This window comes from Silvania confinis, assembly GCF_025564085.1.
GTDB classification, from domain to species: domain Bacteria; phylum Pseudomonadota; class Gammaproteobacteria; order Enterobacterales; family Enterobacteriaceae; genus Enterobacter; species Enterobacter confinis.
The window spans coordinates 1-14,475 of sequence record NZ_JAMGZJ010000072.1 but is presented as its reverse complement, the minus strand read 5'-3'; the positions used below and the strand labels follow the sequence as shown (position 1 = coordinate 14,475).

At 53.4% G+C, this 14,475-nt stretch carries 14 protein-coding genes, 1 rRNA gene and 1 other annotated feature; of the genes, 10 read left to right on the top strand and 5 right to left on the bottom strand.

Features of this window, described 5'->3' with window-relative positions:
* The first annotated feature begins 27 nt into the window (after positions 1–27).
* From rplS to M8013_RS07915, 3 genes are all read left to right on the top strand, one after another.
* Positions 28–375 carry a 50S ribosomal protein L19 gene (gene rplS, locus M8013_RS07925; RefSeq protein WP_271267253.1) on the top strand — a complete coding sequence of 116 codons (348 nt, stop codon included), beginning with the start codon at positions 28–30 and terminating at the stop codon, positions 373–375.
* A gap of 131 nt (positions 376–506) precedes the next feature.
* Positions 507–902, top strand: a complete 396-nt coding sequence (locus M8013_RS07920) for a DUF2946 domain-containing protein (protein WP_271267252.1) — start codon at positions 507–509, stop codon at positions 900–902.
* 51 nt (positions 903–953) lie between these two features.
* Entirely contained in the window at positions 954–2,321 is a 1,368-nt protein-coding gene (locus M8013_RS07915; protein WP_271267251.1) for a PepSY-associated TM helix domain-containing protein, read from the top strand.
* 62 nt (positions 2,322–2,383) lie between these two features.
* On the opposite strand, the gene M8013_RS07910 is transcribed toward M8013_RS07915, so the two are convergent.
* On the bottom strand, positions 2,384–2,758 hold the full coding sequence (locus M8013_RS07910) for a DUF2799 domain-containing protein (RefSeq protein WP_271267250.1): 375 nt from the start codon (positions 2,756–2,758) through the stop codon (positions 2,384–2,386).
* Positions 2,759–2,974: 216 nt separating this feature from the next.
* Here M8013_RS07910 and aroF point away from each other — a divergent pair, with 216 nt between their 5' ends.
* Genes aroF through M8013_RS07895 form a run of 3 tightly spaced genes read left to right on the top strand, consistent with a single transcriptional unit; the run spans position 2,975 to position 6,107 of the window.
* Positions 2,975–4,045 carry a 3-deoxy-7-phosphoheptulonate synthase AroF gene (aroF, locus tag M8013_RS07905; protein ID WP_271267249.1) on the top strand — a complete coding sequence of 357 codons (1,071 nt, stop codon included), beginning with the start codon at positions 2,975–2,977 and terminating at the stop codon, positions 4,043–4,045.
* Between the two features lie 10 nt (positions 4,046–4,055).
* Complete coding sequence (gene tyrA, locus M8013_RS07900) at positions 4,056–5,177, top strand: bifunctional chorismate mutase/prephenate dehydrogenase (protein WP_271267248.1); 1,122 nt, start codon at positions 4,056–4,058, stop codon at positions 5,175–5,177.
* A gap of 60 nt (positions 5,178–5,237) precedes the next feature.
* Positions 5,238–6,107 (top strand): SMP-30/gluconolactonase/LRE family protein, encoded by an 870-nt coding sequence (locus tag M8013_RS07895; RefSeq protein WP_271267247.1) that lies wholly within the window; start codon positions 5,238–5,240, stop codon positions 6,105–6,107.
* On the opposite strand, the gene pheA is transcribed toward M8013_RS07895, so the two are convergent.
* From pheA to bamD, 4 genes are all read right to left on the bottom strand, one after another.
* Positions 6,104–7,264 (bottom strand): bifunctional chorismate mutase/prephenate dehydratase, encoded by a 1,161-nt coding sequence (gene pheA / locus M8013_RS07890; RefSeq protein WP_271267246.1) that lies wholly within the window; start codon positions 7,262–7,264, stop codon positions 6,104–6,106. The two genes, M8013_RS07895 and pheA, sit on opposite strands and share 4 nt — an antisense overlap.
* Positions 7,265–7,293: 29 nt before the next feature.
* Positions 7,294–7,419, bottom strand: a sequence feature (Phe leader region).
* Positions 7,371–7,418 (bottom strand): hypothetical protein, encoded by a 48-nt coding sequence (locus M8013_RS07885; RefSeq protein WP_193312005.1) that lies wholly within the window; start codon positions 7,416–7,418, stop codon positions 7,371–7,373. Its footprint overlaps the feature before it by 48 nt.
* Positions 7,420–7,522: 103 nt before the next feature.
* The gene (gene raiA, locus M8013_RS07880) at positions 7,523–7,864 is read right to left on the bottom strand and encodes a ribosome-associated translation inhibitor RaiA (RefSeq protein WP_271267245.1); all 342 of its coding nucleotides are present in this window, start codon (positions 7,862–7,864) and stop codon (positions 7,523–7,525) included.
* Positions 7,865–8,135: 271 nt separating this feature from the next.
* Positions 8,136–8,873 carry an outer membrane protein assembly factor BamD gene (gene bamD, locus M8013_RS07875; RefSeq protein WP_271267244.1) on the bottom strand — a complete coding sequence of 246 codons (738 nt, stop codon included), beginning with the start codon at positions 8,871–8,873 and terminating at the stop codon, positions 8,136–8,138.
* 130 nt (positions 8,874–9,003) lie between these two features.
* Here bamD and rluD point away from each other — a divergent pair, with 130 nt between their 5' ends.
* The 4 genes from rluD to M8013_RS07855 all read left to right on the top strand — a co-directional run.
* Positions 9,004–9,984, top strand: coding sequence for a 23S rRNA pseudouridine(1911/1915/1917) synthase RluD (gene rluD, locus M8013_RS07870; protein ID WP_271267243.1), 981 nt, complete (start codon positions 9,004–9,006; stop codon positions 9,982–9,984).
* A complete protein-coding gene (gene yfiH / locus M8013_RS07865; protein ID WP_271267242.1) occupies positions 9,981–10,712 on the top strand; it encodes a purine nucleoside phosphorylase YfiH in 732 nt (243 codons plus the stop codon). Before rluD ends, yfiH begins: the two co-directional genes overlap by 4 nt.
* 129 nt (positions 10,713–10,841) lie before the next feature.
* Positions 10,842–13,415 carry an ATP-dependent chaperone ClpB gene (clpB, locus tag M8013_RS07860; RefSeq protein ID WP_271267241.1) on the top strand — a complete coding sequence of 858 codons (2,574 nt, stop codon included), beginning with the start codon at positions 10,842–10,844 and terminating at the stop codon, positions 13,413–13,415.
* 457 nt (positions 13,416–13,872) lie between these two features.
* Positions 13,873–14,475, top strand: a 16S ribosomal RNA gene (locus M8013_RS07855); the annotation flags it as partial.

The window sequence follows — 14,475 nt, the reverse complement described above, 5'->3', positions numbered from 1 at the left end:
AGTTTACCCAGGATAAGAGATTAAATTATGAGCAACATTATTAAGCAAATTGAACAAGAGCAGATGAAGCAGGACGTACCTTCATTCCGTCCGGGTGATTCCGTGGAAGTGAAAGTATGGGTTGTTGAAGGTTCCAAAAAACGTCTGCAGGCATTCGAGGGCGTGGTTATCGCTATTCGTAACCGCGGTCTGCACTCTGCATTCACTGTTCGTAAAATTTCCAACGGCGAAGGTGTTGAGCGTGTCTTCCAGACTCACTCACCTGTAGTTGACAGCATTGCTGTTAAACGTCGTGGTGCTGTACGTAAAGCTAAACTGTACTACCTGCGTGAGCGTACTGGTAAGTCTGCTCGTATCAAAGAGCGTCTTGGCTAAGACCCGCTTAAGCAACATCCTGATAAAAAGGGCTGGCCGCAAGGCTGGCCCTTTTTTTGTCCCTGTGTGCTAAGCACATTAACCAATTCGTCATAAATCGTTTACAATACCCCTGCTTCAACGGAGGGGATGTGACGACTAATCAGCAGCAGGCACCATGGCAACGCATCGCGGTAAATATCGCGCTGTTCGCGATCCTGCTGATCGTCGTTGCGCCGCTGATCTCTGTTGCACTGCAAAAAGATCCCATGAGCGCGATGCCCGGGATGCATCATGATATGAGTATGATGTCGGAACATCATATGCCCTCAGAGAGCCTACCGGTCGACCACGCCGAAGCCTGTGGTTACTGCGTGCTGTTAACGCACGTTCCGGGCGTATTCCTGGTGCTGGTCATGCTGCTCAGTGCGCGGGTGCTCAGACAGCGGCTGATCCCGCCGCGACCCGTCGTTCACCACTGGCACTTCTTCCCCTGGCTTTGTCCTGATACCCGCGCGCCGCCGCAGGCGTCTGCTTCATTCCTTTAAAAAAATGTACGCCATCGCGTATCGATAACTTTTTTCCATAAAAGGGAAAGCATGACTACCTGCACCTCGCGCGCAGCATGGGGCAACCTGCTGCGTCGTCTTCACTTCTATGTTGGTCTGTTTGTCGGGCCATTTATTTTTATTGCTGCGTTGTCCGGGACGCTGTACGTCGCGACGCCGCAGCTCGAGAACAGCCTCTATCATCATGCGCTGTTCAGCGATGTGCAGGGCCAGGCACGTCCGCTGGCCGAGCAAATCGCCGTTGCGGAGCAGGTCACCGGTGGCGAGCTACGCTTGCAGGCGGTGCGTCCAGGGCTGACGACAGGTGATACCACCCGCGTGATGTACGTTGACCCGGCGCTGAAGGCATCGGAAAACCGGGCGATATTTATCGATCCGGTTAGCCTGGAAGTGCGTGGCGATATGACGGTCTATGGCACCAGCGGTATTCTGCCGTTACGGCAAACTATCGACTATCTGCATCAGTCTTTGCTGCTGGGTGATGTGGGTCGGCTTTACAGCGAGCTGGCCGCTTCCTGGATGTGGATTGCCGCGCTGGGGGGGATCGCGCTGTGGTTTTCTACCCGGCCGAAACGGCGCATCAATAACGGCTTTCAGAACCGTCGCCGTGTGCACGTGTCGCTCGGCTGGATCCTGCTGACCGGTATGCTGCTGTTCTCTGCAACCGGCCTGACCTGGTCCCAGTGGGCGGGCGGCAATGTGGATAAGCTGCGGGCAGAAATGGGCTGGCTGACACCGCAGGTTAACACGCAGCTTCATGGTCCGGCAGGGGTGACCGACCCGCATGCCGAGCATCATGGCCATCATATGACCATGCCGATGCCGGAGATGAAACCCGACCTGACGCTGTTTGACGGGGTGCTTCACGCCGCCAATGCGGCGGGCATCGATGCCACGAAGCTGGAGATCCGCCCGGCGAAGAGTGGCACGCAGGCGTGGACCGTCAGCGAGATTGATCGCAGCTGGCCGACCCAGGTTGACGCCGTTGCGGTTGACCCCGGCTCTCTGACTGTCCTCGACCATACCCGCTTTGCTGATTATCCACTGATGGCCAAACTGACCCGCTGGGGCGTGGATCTCCACATGGGCGTGCTGTTTGGCCTGCCGAATCAGCTGATGCTGATCGCGTTTGGCATCGGACTGTGTGTGATGATTGTTTGGGGCTATCGGATGTGGTGGATGCGCAGGCCGAAACAGACGGCAACCGATCCCGCCTCGACGCTGTTCCAGACCTGGTTGACGCTGCCGGTAGGGGGACGCGTACTATCGTTAGTCGTCAGCGTGCTGCTGGGGCTGGCAATGCCAGTGATGGGTTGCAGTCTGGTGCTGTTCATGATGGCTGACTGGCTGCGCTGGCGGTCTGCGACGAAACTGTCGGTGGCTGAGTCAACAAAATAGTCATCCAGAAAATGCCAACAACTGTCGCCTGGCGGACGTTGTTGGCACATCACGACGCGATATTAATTTAAGCGGCTGGCCTGGGTTCCCTCTTTCATGCCGTGCTGCCAGGCTTCACGCAGTTTGGAATTGTTATCCGCCGTATCGCAGCTGGCCGGGAAGATCCGGCCCGCTAATCCCCAGGCATAAACAAAGTTCTCCTGACATATTTTCTCCTGCCCCTCTTTGTACCCGCTGAGATACTCAGAACGATCCACTTTTGGGTCGTTAAAGTTAGCCGCCAGTGATTGATTGGATTTAACGGCGACACCGTTCATGGCATCTTCTTTGCCGGCATCGAACCAGTCGGTTCCTGTCCAGGTGGGTTGATGCGTGTAAGGGTCAATCTGACAGGCGGTTAAAAGCAGGCACAGCAGTGAGGTAACAATAAAGCGCATAAAGTATTCTCCCTTTTTTCATTCAGCATAGCCTGGCGAGGATAATGCGTGCTGTAATTTTTACGTTACACATTAATCGAATGTTTTTTGCCATAAATTGCATGATGTAAAGTATTGTTTACGTATTTTGGATTGAAATCTTTACTAACTGTGGTATCGTTGCGTCTCCTCACTGAGGAAAACAACTATCGCAAACGAGCTTCCAGGATCGCCATCATGCAAAAAGACGCGCTGAATAACGTACATATTACCGACGAACACGTTCTGATCACCCCGGACCAACTGAAAGCGGAATTCCCGCTGAGCGTTGAGCAAGAGGCGCAAATCGCGCACTCCCGTCAGACCATTTCCAATATCATTGCCGGACGCGATCCGCGTTTGCTGGTGGTATGCGGTCCGTGCTCTATCCACGATCCAGAAACTGCTATCGAATATGCTCAACGTTTTAAAGCCCTTGCCGAGGAGGTCAGCGATAGCCTCTATCTCGTCATGCGCGTCTATTTTGAAAAACCACGTACCACCGTGGGCTGGAAAGGGTTGATTAACGATCCGCACATGGATGGTTCGTTTGATGTCGAAGCTGGCCTGAAGATTGCGCGTCATCTTCTGGTGGAGCTGGTGAACATGGGTCTGCCGCTGGCAACAGAAGCGCTGGATCCCAACAGCCCGCAATACCTGGGCGATCTGTTCAGCTGGTCGGCCATCGGTGCGCGTACCACCGAGTCGCAAACCCACCGTGAGATGGCTTCTGGCCTCTCCATGCCGGTTGGTTTCAAAAATGGTACCGACGGCAGCCTGGCGACAGCGATCAACGCCATGCGTGCTGCGGCGATGCCGCACCGTTTCGTTGGCATCAACCAGGCCGGTCAGGTTTGTCTGCTGCAGACACAGGGTAACCCGGATGGTCACGTCATCCTGCGCGGCGGCAAAGCGCCAAACTACAGCCCGGCAGACGTTGCACAGTGCGAAAAAGAGATGGAACAGGCGGGACTGCGCCCGGCGCTGATGGTAGATTGCAGTCATGGTAATTCGAATAAAGATTACCGTCGTCAGCCTGCGGTGGCAGAATCCGTCGTGGCACAGATCAAAGATGGCAACCGTTCGATTATTGGTCTGATGATTGAAAGCAACATCCATGAAGGCAATCAGTCATCTGAACAGCCGCGCAGCGCCATGAAGCACGGTGTATCCGTGACCGATGCCTGCATCAGTTGGGAAGCCACCGATGCGCTGCTGCGTGAGATCCACAAAGATTTGAACGGCCAGCTGGCGACGCGTCTGGCTTAAGAGGTTTGTTATGGTTGCTGAATTGACCGCATTGCGCGATCAAATTGATGAGGTTGACAAGGCGCTGCTGGATCTTCTGGCGCGCCGGATGGCGCTGGTCGCCGAAGTGGGTGAGGTCAAAAGTAAATACGGCCTGCCGATTTACGTGCCGGAGCGCGAAGCGTCTATGCTGGCATCCCGCCGCAAAGAAGCTCAGGCGCTTGGCGTCTCGCCGGATCTGATTGAAGATGTGCTGCGCCGCGTGATGCGAGAATCTTACTCCAGCGAAAACGACAAAGGCTTTAAAACCCTTTGTCCAACGCTGCGCCCGGTCGTCATTGTTGGCGGTGGCGGGCAGATGGGGCGTCTGTTTGAGAAGATGCTGACGCTTTCTGGCTACCAGGTAAGGATCCTTGAAAAAGAGGACTGGGCGCAGGCAGAAGCGACGGTAGCAGACGCAGGGATGGTGATTGTCAGTGTCCCAATCCACGTCACTGAAGAGATTATTGCCAAACTGCCCCCGCTGCCGGAAGACTGTATTTTGGTCGACCTGGCTTCGGTTAAAAATGGTCCGCTGCAGGCAATGCTGGCCGCACATAACGGTCCGGTTCTGGGGTTACACCCGATGTTTGGCCCGGACAGCGGCAGCCTGGCAAAACAGGTTGTTGTGTATTGCGATGGTCGCCAGCCGGAAGCCTATCAATGGTTCCTGGAACAAATGCAGGTGTGGGGCGCGCGTTTACACCGGATCAGCGCAGTTGAGCATGACCAGAACATGGCCTTTATCCAGGCGCTGCGTCACTTCGCGACCTTCGCGTATGGCCTGCATCTGGCAGAAGAAAATGTCCAGCTGGAGCAACTGCTCTCGTTGTCTTCACCGATTTACCGCCTTGAACTGGCGATGGTTGGGCGACTCTTTGCTCAGGATCCGCAGTTGTATGCTGACATTATCATGTCTTCGGGCAGCAATCTGGCGCTGATCAAACGTTACTATCAGCGTTTTGGTGAGGCGATTACTTTGCTTGAGCAGGGGGATAAACAAGCCTTTATCAACAGCTTCCGCAAGGTCGAGCACTGGTTTGGCGACTATGCCCAGCGCTTCCAGAACGAGAGTCGAATTTTACTGCGACAGGCCAACGACAGTCGCCAGTAATCTAATGATGTATATACTAAAAGCCAGCACTGCTGGCTTTTTTCATTTTGGGGATTTGTCATGGCTGAACCACGCGTTCTGTTTGATTATACGGGGCATTTACCGGAATGCCCGACCTGGAGCGAAGCGGAAAACGCCCTGTACTGGGCGGATATACTGGAGGGCGAGATCCATCGATATCACCTGCCGACGACGGACCATACCGTTTTATCCTTCCACGAAGAAGTGGGGTGCTTCGCTCAGCGTCACGGTGGTTTTATTGTCGCTATGCGCAATGCTATCTGGCTGACCGACAAGCAGGGGCTGCTCCAACGTAAAGTCTGCGATAACCCCTCTAATCCGCAGCTGGCACGCTTTAATGACGGCGGTACGGATCATTTTGGCCGCTTCTACGCGGGCACTTTCTGGGGGCCTGGCGACTATAATGGTGCGCTGCTGATGCGGATCGATAATGACCTGACGCCGGAAGTTATCCAGTGTGATATCCACGGTCATAATGGACTGGCATTCAGCGAGGATAAGCGCTGGATGTATACCTCTGATACGCCAAACGCGGTGATCTATCGCACGCCGTTGGACGAGCAGGGCGAGCCGGGCAAGCGGGAGCTATTTCATCGCTTTCAGCCGGGAGAGGGGATCCCTGACGGTGCTGCGATGGATGTGGAAGGCTGTTACTGGAGCGCATTATTCGATGGCTGGCGCATCGCTCGCTTTTCGCCGCAAGGTGAGCAGCTGGAAGAGTACCGCCTGCCGGTGCGCTGCCCAACGATGGTCTGCTTCGGGGGGGACGATATGCAAACGCTTTTTATCACCACCACCCGTGAAAACATGGAGCCGCAGGAGATTGCGGCCCATCCGCTATCCGGGGCCATTTTCACCCTGCCGGTTGCCGTGGCAGGGGTGAAAAAAAGCCTCTTTATACAGCGTTAAGCCGGATCGACCGGGACGACATTCTCGCTCGGATAGCAGCCCAGCACCTTCATCGACCGGGTGATTTTACCCAGCTCTCGCAGGGCCTTCTGCATGGATGCAGATTCCAGATTGGCCTGGATATCGAGATAAAACATCTCTTCCCACGGGTTGCCGTGAATAGGGCGTGATTCCAGTTTGGTCATAATCAGATTGTGGTTACGCAGCACCAGCAGCGCCTCAACCAGCGCACCTGCCTGCTGCCCGGTCGCCATCAGCAGAGTCGTTTTAGCCGGAACCTGATCGGAAACGTCGATGGCTTTACGCGCCAGTACGACGAAACGGGTGATGTTCTGTGTCTGGTTCGCCAGATTACGCTCGAGAACCTGCAACCCGTATAACGCACCGCCCGCTTCATTGCCCAGTGCAGCAACGGTAGGGGTATTAGCCTGAGCCACTTTTTCCATGGCGGCGGAAGTGCTCTCGGTATACTCAATTTTCCAGCCTGGATAGCGGTTAAGGAACTGGCTGCACTGCTGGAACGGCTGAGGATGGCTGTACACCGTCTCGATTTTGCTCAGGTCGGTAGAGCCGCTCACCAGCACGCAGTGGTCGATAGGGATGGTTAGCTCGCCAACCAGCGACAGGGTGGTGTGCTGGAGTAAATCATAAACGTCGTTAATCGCACCGGAACTGGTGTTCTCGATCGGGACGATGGCGTAATCCGCTTGCCCGGTTTCAACCTGATTGAAAATATCGGCAAATTTCGCGCAGCCACTCTCGATAAACTCTTCAAAGTGGCGAGCAGCATACTGACGAGCCGCAAGGTGGGAATACGATCCTTTTGGTCCCAAAAAGGCAACGCGCGCAGAGTGCGGATTGGTTTTATTCAGATGCTGTTGCAGCAACGCCTGTTGCGTCAGGACCGAATCTTCAATAATCAGCTGGAACAGACGGGTGATGTAATGCGCGTCCAGGTGATGTGTTTTACCGAGCGTAATTAAGCGCTCCAGCAGATCACGCTCGCGATCGATATCGCGTACCGGACGATGCGAAGCCAGTTTCGCCTTACCAACCTCGACGGCAAGTGCGCGGCGTTCTGCCAGCATTGAAAGCAATTTTTCATCCAGCGTGCTGATCTTAACTCGCAGATCCAGTAAAGGGTTTTCCGGTGTCATAGCGTTGCCTTTGTCTTTTATCATTATCAATAAAAAAGGCCCCCCGGTGTGGGAGGCCTTGTTGTTCGTCTTCGCATTCTTTATCACACGACGAAACGCCTCCCAATCAGGGGAAGGTAAAAAAGAATGCGAAGAAAAACGGTTTGATGGTCATAAATGATCTCTTCAGTCGACTGACTTAAAGTACCCGTACTGTTTTCACCCTGTCAATAAAAAACGCGCCCGAAGGCGCGTTGGCGATAGACTCAATGTAAAGGATTACTCTTCTTCAACTTCTTCTATGAAGCTTGCGTCTTTCACGGATGTTGCTGCACGACGGGCTTCACCTTTGTGTTGCACTTTATTGAGCTGCCGTTCCAGCTTGTTAATCAAATCGTTGATGGCGGTGTACATATCTTCATGTTTTGCGCTGGCGACCAGATGGCCGTTTGGAGTATTGATAGTTGCGTCAGCGATGAAACCCTGCGGCTCCTTAGAAAGAATGATATGTGGTTTAATTAGGTGAGTTTGCCATTTATCCAGTTTGGCGAGACGGTCTGCGACGTGCTGGCGTATTGCCGGAGTAATTTCCATTTGTTTACTGGTAATGTTCATTGTCATAAATTTTACCTCTTGTCTTTCCCGTCTTGGTGATCCCAGCATACCGTTCTTAATGTCAAAATGTGTGATCTGAATCACATTTTTATGTCACTTTTTGTCAGCGGATTCTTTTTGTGAGACAGGACAGGAAGAAGTAACTTTTACCTTGATGAGGGGGCAAACTGCGTTCATAGTTGATAGGATTCGTGTGAGCTAAACCGGTTCAGCCCGACGGATAAATGAATAAAAAAACGGCAGCCTGTGGGCTGCCGTTTTGCATGTTGATGAAGGATCAGGAATTGCTGCTGTTGGCGGCAATAATCTTCGCAACTTTTTCTGCCTGTGCAGTCATCTGCATCTGGCGGTAGGCGTTTTCCATCAGCGTCAGACCATCACGCGTAGCTTGCGTATCCGGGTAATCACGCAGCATGCCTTCAACGCGGTTCACAACGGCAACCCATGCCCCACGGCGGGTATAATAATCCGCCACAGAGTATTCGTACTTAGCCAAACGATCTTTCAGGAACACCAGCCGCTTGCCAGCATCCGTAACGTACTGGCTGTTAGGATAGCCACGCACCAGTTTGGAGAAGTCGTTGAACGCGTCGCGGGCGTGTTGAGGGTCACGGTCTGAACGATCCACACCAAAGAAACCTTGCAACGCACTGTCATCCAGCGCCATGTTAGTCAGGCCGCGCATATACATGACGTAATCAATATTCGGATGGGTCGGATTCAGACGCATGAATCGATCAATCGTTGCCTGTGCCAGCGGCAGATCGGCATTTTTATAGTAGGCGTAGATCAGATCTAACTGTACCTGCTGGGAGTAAGGACCAAATGGATAACGATTATCCAGCGCTTCCAGTTGCGTTATCGCCTGTTTCCAGTTACCGTCCTGCAGCTTTTGCTGAGCAGTCGCATAGATTTCATTCGGCGGATTGTCAGGGACCTGTTCATTCGAACCGGAGCAGCCCACCAAAGCCAGGCTCAACGTGGCCGCTGCCACCAGATATTTCATGCGCGTCATGACGTTTTGACTTTCCTCAAATGTTTGTCCGGGAGAATCTCTTTCCTGCTCCCGATTAAGACCAGCTACAATAGCACACTATATTATACGGCAAAGCCGTAAAACCCAACGTTAAACGAAGAAGCAGTCTATGGCACAACGAGTAGAACTCACCGCAACAGTCTCCGAAAAACAGCTCGGACAACGCTTAGATCAGGCTTTGGCCGAAATGTTCCCTGATTATTCGCGTTCACGCATAAAAGAATGGATTCTGGACCAGCGCGTGCTGGTCAACGGCAAGATTTGGGATACGCCAAAAGAAAAAGTGTTGGGTGGGGAAGTTGTTGCCATCAATGCTGATATCGCAGAAGAAGTCCGTTTCGAAGCCCAGGATATCCCGCTGAATATCGTTTATGAAGATGACGACATTCTGGTGATCAACAAGCCGCGAGATTTTGTCGTGCACCCTGGTGCTGGCAACCCGGACGGCACGGTGCTGAATGCACTGCTGCACTACTATCCGCCTATCGCTGACGTACCGCGCGCGGGGATCGTTCACCGTCTGGATAAAGACACCACTGGCCTGATGGTCGTTGCGAAGACCATTCCGGCGCAAACGCATCTGGTGGAAGCTTTGCAGCTGCGCGAAATCACCCGTGAGTACGAAGCGGTTGCGATTGGTCATATGACCTCCGGCGGTACGGTTGAGCAGCCAATTAGTCGTCATCCGACGAAACGTACTCATATGTCTGTCCATCCAATGGGCAAACCGGCGGTAACGCACTATCGCATCATGGAACATTTCCGCATTCATACGCGTTTGCGTCTGCGTCTGGAAACCGGTCGTACGCACCAGATCCGTGTGCATATGTCCCACATCACCCATCCGCTGGTTGGCGATCAGGTGTATGGCGGCCGTCCGCGTCCACCAAAAGGTGCATCCGAAGAATTTATTGCGATGCTGCGTAAATTCGACCGACAGGCTCTGCATGCGACTATGCTGCGTCTTTATCATCCGATCACCGGCATTGAGATGGAGTGGCATGCGCCAATCCCTCAGGACATGGTGGACCTGATCGACGCGCTGCGTGCTGACTTTGAAGAGCACAAAGACAACGTGGATTGGCTATGACCACACTGATTGTCCCGGAGTGGCCGATGCCGAAAGGCGTGGCCGCCTGCAGTTCCACCCGTATCGGTGGTGTCAGTAAGGGAGCCTGGGAATCATTAAACCTGGGCGCTCACTGTGGCGATAACCTCGACCATGTTGAGGTGAATCGCCAGCGCATGTTCGCGGCAGGTCAACTGCCGTCAAAACCGATCTGGCTTGAGCAGGTACATGGTTCTGATGTGCTGAAACTCGTTGGTGAACCTTACGCCTCTAAGCGTGCAGATGCGTCTTATAGCAATACTCCGGGCACAGTGTGTGCCGTCATGACCGCCGACTGTCTGCCGGTGCTGTTCTGTAACAAAGCCGGGACCGAGGTTGCCGCCGCCCATGCGGGTTGGCGCGGCTTGTGCGCAGGCGTTCTGGAAGAAACTGTCGCCTGCTTTGCGGACAGCGCAGATAACATTATCGCCTGGCTTGGCCCGGCGATTGGTCCGCAGGCTTTTGAAGTAGGCCCGGAAGTGCGCGCGGCATTTATAGAAAAAGATCCGCAGGCTGAGCGCGCGTTCCACCCGGCTGGGGATAAGTTTATGGCCGATATCTATCTCCTTGCCCGTCAACGCCTGCTGAACATGGGTGTGACTCAAATCTACGGCGGCGATCGCTGTACATTCACCGAAACGGGTGATTTCTTCTCTTATCGTCGCGATAAGACGACAGGTCGTATGGCAAGTTTCATTTGGCTGATATAACCTAAAGAATCAAGACGATCCGGCACGCGCCGTTTTCTTTTCGCATAATTCAGGTCATTCACCTTGAATAATTGAGGGATGACCTCATTTAATCTCCAGTAGCAATTTTGACCTGTTATGGGAGGAGTTATGCGTCTGGATCGTCTTACCAATAAATTCCAGCTTGCACTTGCTGACGCCCAGTCTCTCGCACTGGGGCGCGACAACCAATTTATCGAACCTCTTCATTTAATGAGCGCCTTGCTGAATCAGGAAGGGGGTTCGGTACGTCCTTTACTTACGTCTGCCGGTATAAATGCGGGCCAGTTACGCACGGCTATCGATCAAGCGTTGAGCCGTTTACCTCAGGTAGAAGGTACCGGTGGTGATGTTCAACCGTCTCAGGATCTGGTGCGTGTCCTGAATCTTTGCGACAAGCTGGCGCAAAAGCGTGGGGACAACTTTATTTCGTCAGAACTGTTTGTTCTGGCGGTGCTTGAATCACGTGGCACGTTGACCGACCTGCTGAAAACTGCCGGTGCAACCACGGCCAATGTGACTCAGGCGATTGCTCAGATGCGCGGAGGTGAAAGCGTGAACGATCAGGGAGCCGAAGACCAGCGTCAGGCGTTAAAGAAATTTACCGTCGACCTGACCGAGCGTGCTGAACAAGGCAAGCTGGATCCGGTGATTGGCCGTGACGAAGAGATTCGCCGCACCATCCAGGTTCTGCAGCGGCGTACCAAAAATAACCCTGTTCTCATTGGTGAGCCGGGTGTGGGTAAAACCGCCATTGTTGAAGGCCTGGCGCAGCGTATCGTTAATGGCGAAGTTCCGGAAGGCTTAAAAGGCCGTCGGGTACTCGCGCTCGATATGGGTGCGCTGGTGGCGGGTGCAAAATACCGAGGTGAGTTCGAGGAGCGCTTAAAAGGTGTGCTCAACGATCTGTCTAAACAGGAAGGCAACGTCATCCTGTTTATTGATGAACTGCACACCATGGTTGGAGCCGGAAAGGCCGACGGCGCCATGGATGCCGGGAACATGCTGAAACCGGCTCTGGCGCGAGGTGAACTGCACTGCGTAGGTGCCACGACGCTTGATGAGTATCGTCAGTACATTGAAAAAGACGCTGCGCTGGAACGTCGCTTCCAGAAAGTGTTTGTCGCAGAGCCGTCAGTTGAAGATACCATCGCTATTCTGCGTGGTCTGAAAGAGCGTTATGAGCTGCATCACCATGTGCAGATAACCGACCCGGCTATCGTGGCGGCGGCGACGTTGTCGCATCGTTATATTGCCGACAGACAATTGCCGGATAAGGCCATCGACCTGATCGATGAGGCAGCCTCAAGTATTCGTATGCAGATAGACTCGAAGCCGGAAGAGCTGGACAGGCTCGATCGCCGCATTATTCAGCTCAAGCTTGAACAGCAGGCGCTGAAGAAAGAGTCAGATGAAGCCAGTAAGAAACGCCTGGATATGCTCAATGAAGAGCTGGACGACAAAGAGCGTCAATATTCCGGTTTAGAAGAAGAGTGGAAAGCGGAAAAAGCCTCCCTCTCGGGCACCCAGACAATTAAAGCTGAACTTGAGCAGGCGAAGCTTGCTATAGAGCAGGCGCGTCGCGTCGGCGACCTGGCGCAAATGTCTGAGCTGCAGTACGGCAAAATTCCGGAACTGGAAAAACAGCTGGCAGCGGCAACCCAGTCTGAAGGCAAAACTATGCGTCTGTTACGTAATAAAGTGACGGATGCAGAAATTGCCGAGGTACTGGCTCGCTGGACCGGGATCCCTGTAGCCAGAATGCTGGAAGGTGAGCGTGAAAAACTGCTGCGGATGGAGCAAGACCTGCACCATCGAGTGATTGGCCAGAACGAAGCGGTCGAAGCGGTATCGAATGCGATCCGTCGTAGCCGTGCTGGTTTATCCGATCCTAACCGTCCGATTGGTTCGTTCCTGTTCCTCGGGCCGACCGGTGTGGGTAAAACGGAGCTGTGTAAAGCGCTGGCCAACTTCATGTTCGATAGCGACGATGCGATGGTACGAATCGACATGTCCGAGTTTATGGAAAAACACTCGGTGTCGCGTCTTGTCGGGGCGCCTCCGGGATATGTCGGCTATGAAGAAGGTGGTTATCTCACCGAAGCAGTACGCCGTCGCCCTTATTCCGTCATCCTGCTGGATGAAGTGGAAAAAGCACACCCGGATGTGTTCAACATTCTTCTGCAGGTGCTGGACGATGGTCGCCTGACGGATGGGCAGGGAAGAACGGTCGATTTCCGTAATACGGTCGTCATTATGACGTCGAACCTGGGTTCTGATCTGATTCAGGAACGGTTTGGCGCGCTGGATTATGGGCATATGAAGGATCTGGTGCTGGGTGTGGTTAGCCAAAGCTTCCGCCCTGAGTTCATTAACCGTATTGACGAAGTGGTGGTCTTCCATCCTTTGGGTGAAAAACACATTGCTTCTATTGCTCGTATTCAGCTGCAGCGTTTGTATCAGCGTCTGGAAGAGCGTGGATATGAAACGCAGATTACCGATGAGGCCCTGCAGCTGCTGAGTGCGAACGGTTACGATCCGGTATACGGGGCGCGTCCATTAAAACGTGCCATCCAGCAACAGATCGAAAACCCGCTGGCCCAGCAAATCTTGTCCGGGGCACTCATTCCGGGCAAAACGATACAGCTGGTGGTGAAAGACGACCACATTGTTGCAGTGCAGTAAGTCGCAGAACGGCAAAAACGAGCCTCACGGGGCTCGTTTTTGTTTAAAAACCAGGCGAAAATGGATGTTCAGATACGTAATTGCCTGGAAAGTGAGCGAACGATAAGTAATTTTCATTTTATGCTTGTCAGTTCAGAAGAATCACCTATACTGCGCCTCCACTGACACGGAACAACGGCAAACAAGCCGCCGGGTTGGCAGGGGTTCAGCGATGAACGCCGACAGAGAAAAGCGAAAATAAACGCTTGACTCTGAAAGAGGAAAGCGTAATATACGCCACCTCGCAACGGTGAGCTTAACGCCGCGTTGCACTGCTCTTTAACAATTTATCAGACAATCTGTGTGGGCACTCAAAGTGACATGGATTCTAAACGTCGCAAGACGCTAAATGAATACCAAAGTCTCTGAGTGAACATACGTAATTCATTACGAAGTTTAATTCACGAGCATCAAACTTAAATTGAAGAGTTTGATCATGGCTCAGATTGAACGCTGGCGGCAGGCCTAACACATGCAAGTCGAGCGGTAGCACAGGAGAGCTTGCTCTCCGGGTGACGAGCGGCGGACGGGTGAGTAATGTCTGGGAAACTGCCTGATGGAGGGGGATAACTACTGGAAACGGTAGCTAATACCGCATAACGTCGCAAGACCAAAGAGGGGGACCTTCGGGCCTCTTGCCATCAGATGTGCCCAGATGGGATTAGCTAGTAGGTGGGGTAATGGCTCACCTAGGCGACGATCCCTAGCTGGTCTGAGAGGATGACCAGCCACACTGGAACTGAGACACGGTCCAGACTCCTACGGGAGGCAGCAGTGGGGAATATTGCACAATGGGCGCAAGCCTGATGCAGCCATGCCGCGTGTATGAAGAAGGCCTTCGGGTTGTAAAGTACTTTCAGCGAGGAGGAAGGCGTTGTGGTTAATAACCGCAGCGATTGACGTTACTCGCAGAAGAAGCACCGGCTAACTCCGTGCCAGCAGCCGCGGTAATACGGAGGGTGCAAGCGTTAATCGGAATTACTGGGCGTAAAGCGCACGCAGGCGGTCTGTCAAGTCGGAT